Consider the following 6,919-nt stretch of genomic DNA (forward strand, 5'->3'; position numbering starts at 1 on the left):
AAGGACTTGCTTTTAAGCCGCTTGGTGAATTAAGCCGCTAAATTATCATTTATCTGCTGTTTTAAAGCAATTCTATCCGTAATTGCCTTATAGCTGTTCACTATTTCAAGCTGTTCTTCAATAGGTGGAATAGGCAATTCCAATCTGCAAATGTCATCCCAGGTAATTCCACCACGAACACTTCCGTCAGTATGTAACCAACAAATACGGTCAAATTCCGGTCTGCGAAACCACATCATCAGATAATCTTCATTCAAAATACTGTTATCTATCACTTCAAACATAAAATATGCCGGAGAAACAATAGCAGGCTCTTCCTCGTCATACAATGCAACCGGAAGTCGTTCATCACGACCAACATGCATTGGATTACACGCAAATTTTCCTTTTGTTATCAGTTTATATTTACTCAAATCCGTACCAATAACATTCGCAACTGACGGCATAAAAAATTTGTCTATGTTAATTCCTAAAACTCTGCCTGCTATGCTTTCTCTGTTTCGAATATCAATTAGTCGTATATGGTTTCCTAAAATATCATAATTCGATTTCATATCCCAGCTCCTTAAATACAGCAAGTAAATCTGCTTTGGATTTTTCCTCTTGAACAAGAAGTCCTTTGAGTTCTCCCTGCAATGACTTCATTTTGGTGTCAAAGTCAATATTCTCGTCACGGTTGACAAACTCAATATATCTGCTCGGTACAAGAGTAAATCCCTTTTCTTTTACTTCTTCAAAAGAAGCAGAATAGCAAAACTCCGGAACATTTTCGTAAGTATCTTCAAAGCCTTCCTGCTGCCAGTTGTGGTAAACTTCTGTGACCTTGGATCTATCTTCTTCAGTCAGTTCAATGTACTTTTTCTCATAAGGACTGCCCATTTGTCGTAAATCCATAAAGAGTATTTCATCTTCTCGGTTACGATAGCGTTTGAGCTTTCCGTTCTGCTCCACAACACGAGCTTTTTTGTTCTTGTTCAGTATCCAAAGAGTAACACTGATGTCGGTGGTATAGAAAAGGTTTCTCGGAAGAATAATAATTGCTTCTACCAAATGATTTTCTATAAGCTGCTGTCTAATTTTCAGCTCTGTACCATCATCAGATAATGCACCATTAGCAAGCAGGAAACCTGCCACACCGTTTTGTGAGAGTTTGGAAACAATATTCAGTATCCAACCATAGTTTGCATTGCTTGTCGGGGGGACTTCATAGCCATCCCAACGAGGGTCGTCCGTAAGCTCGTTTTCTGCTCTCCATTGTTTCTGATTAAAGGGCGGATTTGCCATTATGAAATCTGCTTTCAGGTCTTTGTGCTGGTCATTGGTAAATGTATTGGCTGCCATCTCTCCAAGATTGGCAGAAATACCACGGATGGCTAAGTTCATCTTTGCCAGTTTGAAAGTGGTATTGGTGTATTCCTGACCATAGATGGAAACCTTTTTCTTGTTTCCGCTATGTGCTTCCACAAACTTAATGGACTGAACGAACATACCACCTGAACCACAACAAGGATCATAGAGGATACCATCATAAGGCTCCAACATTTCAGCAATCAGATTAACAATGCACTTTGGCGTATAGAACTCGCCCTTACCTTTACCTTCAGCAAGAGCAAACTTACTGAGGAAGTATTCATACACACGCCCGATAATGTCGTTCTCTTTGTCATCGGTGTTAATACGATTGATCTCATCAAGCAAAGAAGCCAACTTTGCTGTATCAATATGTAAACGGGAGTAATAGTTATCCGGCAATGCACCTTTGAGTGCCGGGTTATTCTTTTCAATCGTATAAAGTGCTGTATCTATCTTCAGGGCAATATCGTCCTGCTTTGCATTTTCAATAATATACTTCCAGCGACTTTCTTCGGGAAGATAAAAAACATTTTCCTGTGTATAGAATGGTTTCATATCCGCATATTTCTCGCCGTGTGTAGCAATAATCTTATTGCGGCATTCCTCAAACTTGTCACTGGCAAATTTAAGGAAGAATAAACTCAGAGCAACATGCTTATACTCCGCAGGTTCAACAGAACCTCGCAGTTTATCAGCACTTTTCCAAAGTGCTTCTTCCATTGATATTTCTTTCTTTGGTTTCGCAGTTCTTGCCATTTATATATCCTCCGTTACTTTTCTAAATTATCAGGAATGATTTCCATAATATCATTCATCGTACAGTTAAGATGATTGCATATCTTCACAAGCACTTCTACTTGAACTGATTCATTTTTTCCGAGTTTTGCCATAGCGTTAGATGAAATTCCTGCCTCTGTACGCAGTTTCGTTTTGTTTAATCCCTTATCTATCATTAATTTCCACAATTTGTTGTATGAGACAGCCATATTAACCTCCCAATTTACTGTAATATAACTCATAAGTAACTAATATATAGTATATCATTTGAGTTTGTGAAATTCAACAGAATTACCTGAAATGAAATATAATAGCTGAAGTGAAAAGTTAAATTCCACTTTCAAAGTAGCTAAGTAGAAAAGACTCTTACACAACAATCTAGTTGAATTTACACTTACAATTGCATTTAGTCTTTCATATATCCTTTTTTATATCTATGATGAAGGTAACCGCTGGTTATTATCATACACATTACAAAGGGTGATGAATATGGCAACGAACAAAAACAAACATCTGACTCAGGACGATCGCAATGTCATCGCGATCGGCATCGTTAATGGTTCTTCTAAAAAAGCTATTGCTGATAATCTAGGCAAAGATAAATCTACGATAGGTAAGGAAATCCGTGCTCACCGTTATCTCTCTCATAAATCTACACTTTCTCTAGAATGCGAGAACTATGCTCACTGTAAGTTTAAGAGAAAGAATTGTACTGTCAACTGCCCTGATTATTCTAAGTTCCGCTGCAAACGCAGAGATCGTACTCCGGGAGCTTGTAATGGCTGTGAGAAACTGAAAAGCTGCCGCTTTGATAAATACCTCTATAAACCTACGATCGCCTATGAGGAATACCGTAGCGAACTCGTTGAGTCTCGAACCGGAATCAATCTGACCTCATCAGAAGCTGTAGAGCTAGGCAATACCATCAAGCCTCTTATATTAAAAGGTCATTCACCTTATCAGATCATAGCTGCACATCCCGAACTTGGAATCAGTGAGAAGACACTCTACAACTATATTGAACAAGGTGTATTCGAATGTGTTGGCATTGCTAATATTGACCTTCGTATAAAAGTCAAAAGAAAAATGACCGCTAAGAAGAAGACGATCTATAAAAAACGACAAGACCGTAAATTCCTTGTTGGACGGCTTTACACAGATTACCAATCCTATGTTGAGTCTGAGGAAATCACACACATTTTACAAATGGATACAGTCTATAATGACATTTCCAATGGACCGTTTATCCAGACTTTCAAATTCATCAAATATGGGCTCCTGTTTGCTGTATATCACGACACGAAGACTGCTGCAGATATGGTTGACGGACTAGCTGTTCTTGATTCCATCCTTGGAAAAAGCCTGTTTGAACAGGAAGCTCATATAACACTCACTGATCGCGGAGGTGAATTTACTGATGCTGAGCATATGGAAAAAAGAGACGATGGTACCAGAAGGACACGAGTCTTCTATTGCGACCCTATGCAGTCCGGGCAGAAAGGAAGCCTGGAAAATATGCATCGTGAATTACGTTATATATTACCTAACGAAGTAGACTTACGCAGTATCGGCCTGACCGATCAGACTTCCTTGAATGTAGCCATCTCACATATCAATTCCAGTGCCAAGGAACATTTGAATGGAAAATCCCCATTTGAGCTATGTGAGTTCATGTGTCCGGAATTAGCGCAGAAACTTTATGAATTTGGTCTACAGAAAATAGAAAAGGACGAAGTGATACTTCGTCCAAGCGTATTGACTCATAAGTAACAAACAGATGATATAAAGAATGATAAGAGCAGCGGCAAAGAACAGTTATTTATAGTGTAACTATAAAATGGAAGTGGAATTTAGTTATACATAGGCATAATGGAGCCTATTTTCAGTGCGCTTATTCATTTTATCTATCATTCGCACAATGACCACTTTCTTCACATTTTTACTTACTTCTACCTATTTGAAACCCTTTCTAACGCTATATTTATGCTCTGTATAGACTTTTGTAGAAGAAAGTTCCACATTTTTTATTCGCCTTTTGAAAGTGGAATTTAACTTTTCACTTCAGCATGAAATATAATATTTCATTTCTTAACTGATAGATGACATTTGATGAAAAAGCAAATGCCATCTCTTTTTTGTTTCCAAAAATATTTTTGAAAATAGAGTGTCCATTTATTCTTTCTCAGTTCAAACAAGTGAAGGGAGGTTTTAATATGCCGAGATTATCAAAGAAAGCAAAACGGGAATGGAATTTCTTCATAAGTCCCAAGACAGGCAGACGCACCTACAATGACCTTTGGCGTAAATGCAGTAATGCTTGCAAACAAAGTTTCAAGGCGGTTATTGTTTTTTGTCCTAAATATCAGTCTAAAAGAAGTGTTAAAAACGCACCTAACAGCGATAAATTTACCGATTCAAGCTAAGCCGTAGAATGACACCTAACGAATTTTTAATAGGCGTATAAAAGGAAAAATCGCTGTTTTACACACCTTTTCCTTACAGAAAAAAGAGCGGTTACAGCAACAAAAAACAAACGGAGAGTAAGACGTATAAATATATAAATAAATATATATCTTTACTCTCCGAAAAAAGAATTATGAAGAGAGGTATTTATATGATTGCAAACAAAGTATATACCCGTGAAGAAATGCGGGAAGAACGGATACACACCGCCGATTACTGTTTTATCGACAAAGCAGGCGAATACACAGCAACGCTGATAATGAAAGCCGAAGCAAGTTCGGGAATGCTGCGATTGTTTTTTCAGCTGAGTGACGGAAGAAAGATTATCACACCTGTGTTTTGGTGGCAGAAATATTTGGGCTTTTACGAAACCGACAACGGCACAAAAGTAAAACTCATATACAAAGAAAATCCTAAGGGTATTTATCTTTACACAGCAGAAATATTAGATTAAGGAGGAAATCAAAATGACCGAAATCATTAAAAACATCGAAATCAGTTCGCTTGTTCCTTTTGAAAATCATCCGTTTAAGGAAAGAAGCGGATTGGAACAAGAAGAACTTCTTGAAAGCATAAAAGAAACCGAATTTCTCGAACCAATAACCGTGCGTTTTCTTTCGGAAGGTAAATATGAAATTATCAGCGGACACAGACGAGTAGAAGCCTGTAAAAAGTTAGGACTATCCAAAATACCTGCCACAATAAAAGAATTAAGTAAAGATGAAGCAATTGTTGCAATGGTAGATTTCAACATACACAGAGAACATCTGCTCTACAGTGAAAAAGCCTTTGCATACAAAATGAAATTAGAAGCACTAAAGCATCAGGGAAAAACTTATGGACAAGTTGTCCACAAGTCAAGAGATAACATATCGGATACGGAAAGCGGCAGACAGATTCAGAGATATATTCGCCTGACTCACTTAATTCCCGAACTTCTGAAAATGGTTGATGAGGAACGAATAGCCTTTACTCCGGCGGTTGAATTATCATACTTACCCGAAAATGAACAGAAAAAGTTGGTTGCAGAAATCGAATACGCAGACGCTACACCTTCGCTTTCACAAGCTCAACGCTTGCGAAAATTCAGCGAACAAGGACGGCTATCCGTTGATACGATATTTGCCGTATTAAGTGAGGAAAAACCGAACCAAAAGGAACAGGTCAGGTTTCTAACAGAGGATATACGAAAGTATTTTCCCCAAAATTATTCCAACAAAGATATGCAGAATACAATTATCAGATTGCTTGAAAAATGGCAAAGACAAAGAGAACGAAATGCAAGGGAGGAACGATAATGGACAGTAATGCAGTTTCAATATTCGCTCCGTATTATGAGGTTGACGATACTGCCTTTTTACGAAAATCGGGAATACAACCTATGAGGTTGTAACCCATTTCAATGTGAACGGAAAAGAAACAGTATTGGAGCAATTCAAAGAACTTTTGACCGAACTTAATTTGGTATAACCACACATTCGACAGCCAAAGCGTTGCAAGTGTATAATTTTCGTAACTTGCAATGCCCGGTTGTCGGAAAGGAGAAAAATATTATGACAACACAGAATACAAACGGGCAGAAAGAAAAAATAACGGCTCTCTATTGCCGACTTTCACAAGACGACGGCAGAGACGGAGAAAGCAACTCCATATCCAACCAAAAAGAAATCTTATCGGAGTATGCAAAGCGGAACGGATTTTTGCATCCGCAGTTCTTTATCGACGACGGTATATCCGGGACAACCTTTGAAAGAGCTGACTTTAATCGTATGCAGTCTATGATTGAAAATGGAGAGGTTTCTGCGGTTATTGTAAAAGATTTATTCCGTTTCGGAAGAAACTATCTGCAAGTAGGCGAATATCTTGAAATCAAATATCCAACAATGGGTGTACGTTTTATTTCCATACAGGAAAATGTGGACACCGCAAAAGAAAGCGGAACGGAAATGATGCCATTTTCCAATATTTTTAACGAATGGTATGCAGCACAGACTTCAAAGAAAATCCGTGCCGTCAATCAAATGAAAGCCGCCAAGGGACAACGTATTTCTTCCTCTGTGCCTTACGGATATATGAAAAATCCCGATGATAAGCAAAAGTGGTTGATAGATGAGCCTGCTGCTGAAATCGTAAGAAAGATTTTTAACCTTTGCCTTGAGGGAAAAGGACCGGCACAGATTGCGAGACAACTAGAAAAAGAAAAGATACTTACTCCGACGGCATATTATCATTCCATCGGTAAAAAGACAAGCAATCCATTGCCTGCTAATATTTGGCTATCCAAATTTTTTAGGGGTTTTCGCCAGAAATTTGGGGGTCAACTTTG

The 6,919-nt window shown here is 38.2% G+C and carries 9 protein-coding genes; 6 read left to right on the plus strand and 3 right to left on the minus strand.

From position 1 onward, the window contains the following. Positions 1–29: 29 nt before the first annotated feature. The 3 genes from ACLUJM_RS12070 to ACLUJM_RS12080 are packed head-to-tail and all read right to left on the minus strand — an operon-like array spanning position 30 to position 2,339. Positions 30–554, minus strand: a complete 525-nt coding sequence (locus ACLUJM_RS12070; RefSeq protein ID WP_195301688.1) for a restriction endonuclease subunit S — start codon at positions 552–554, stop codon at positions 30–32. Beyond that, positions 538–2,109: a class I SAM-dependent DNA methyltransferase gene (locus ACLUJM_RS12075; RefSeq protein WP_161129494.1), complete on the minus strand. Its 1,572-nt coding sequence runs from the start codon at positions 2,107–2,109 to the stop codon at positions 538–540. Before ACLUJM_RS12075 ends, ACLUJM_RS12070 begins: the two co-directional genes overlap by 17 nt. A 14-nt stretch (positions 2,110–2,123) precedes the next feature. Further along, the gene (locus ACLUJM_RS12080; protein WP_161129495.1) at positions 2,124–2,339 is read right to left on the minus strand and encodes a helix-turn-helix domain-containing protein; all 216 of its coding nucleotides are present in this window, start codon (positions 2,337–2,339) and stop codon (positions 2,124–2,126) included. A gap of 280 nt (positions 2,340–2,619) precedes the next feature. Between ACLUJM_RS12080 and ACLUJM_RS12085 the strand changes: the two genes are divergently transcribed. From ACLUJM_RS12085 to ACLUJM_RS12110, 6 genes are all read left to right on the plus strand, one after another. Next, positions 2,620–3,900: a helix-turn-helix domain-containing protein gene (locus tag ACLUJM_RS12085; protein ID WP_008817836.1), complete on the plus strand. Its 1,281-nt coding sequence runs from the start codon at positions 2,620–2,622 to the stop codon at positions 3,898–3,900. A 443-nt stretch (positions 3,901–4,343) separates the two neighbouring features. Further along, positions 4,344–4,553, plus strand: a complete 210-nt coding sequence (locus tag ACLUJM_RS12090) for a hypothetical protein (RefSeq protein WP_100933642.1) — start codon at positions 4,344–4,346, stop codon at positions 4,551–4,553. A gap of 191 nt (positions 4,554–4,744) precedes the next feature. After that, positions 4,745–5,047, plus strand: coding sequence for a hypothetical protein (locus ACLUJM_RS12095; RefSeq protein WP_195301689.1), 303 nt, complete (start codon positions 4,745–4,747; stop codon positions 5,045–5,047). Positions 5,048–5,060: 13 nt separating this feature from the next. Further along, on the plus strand, positions 5,061–5,891 hold the full coding sequence (locus ACLUJM_RS12100; protein WP_233105030.1) for a ParB/RepB/Spo0J family partition protein: 831 nt from the start codon (positions 5,061–5,063) through the stop codon (positions 5,889–5,891). Positions 5,892–5,958: 67 nt separating this feature from the next. After that, a complete protein-coding gene (locus tag ACLUJM_RS12105) occupies positions 5,959–6,063 on the plus strand; it encodes a hypothetical protein (protein ID WP_100933904.1) in 105 nt (34 codons plus the stop codon). An 83-nt stretch (positions 6,064–6,146) separates the two neighbouring features. Further along, the coding region (locus ACLUJM_RS12110) for a recombinase family protein (RefSeq protein ID WP_412412911.1) at positions 6,147–6,919 on the plus strand (773 nt) is incomplete at its 3' end.

The sequence above is a fragment of the Finegoldia sp. genome (assembly GCF_046991905.1).
Classification (GTDB): domain Bacteria; phylum Bacillota; class Clostridia; order Tissierellales; family Peptoniphilaceae; genus Finegoldia.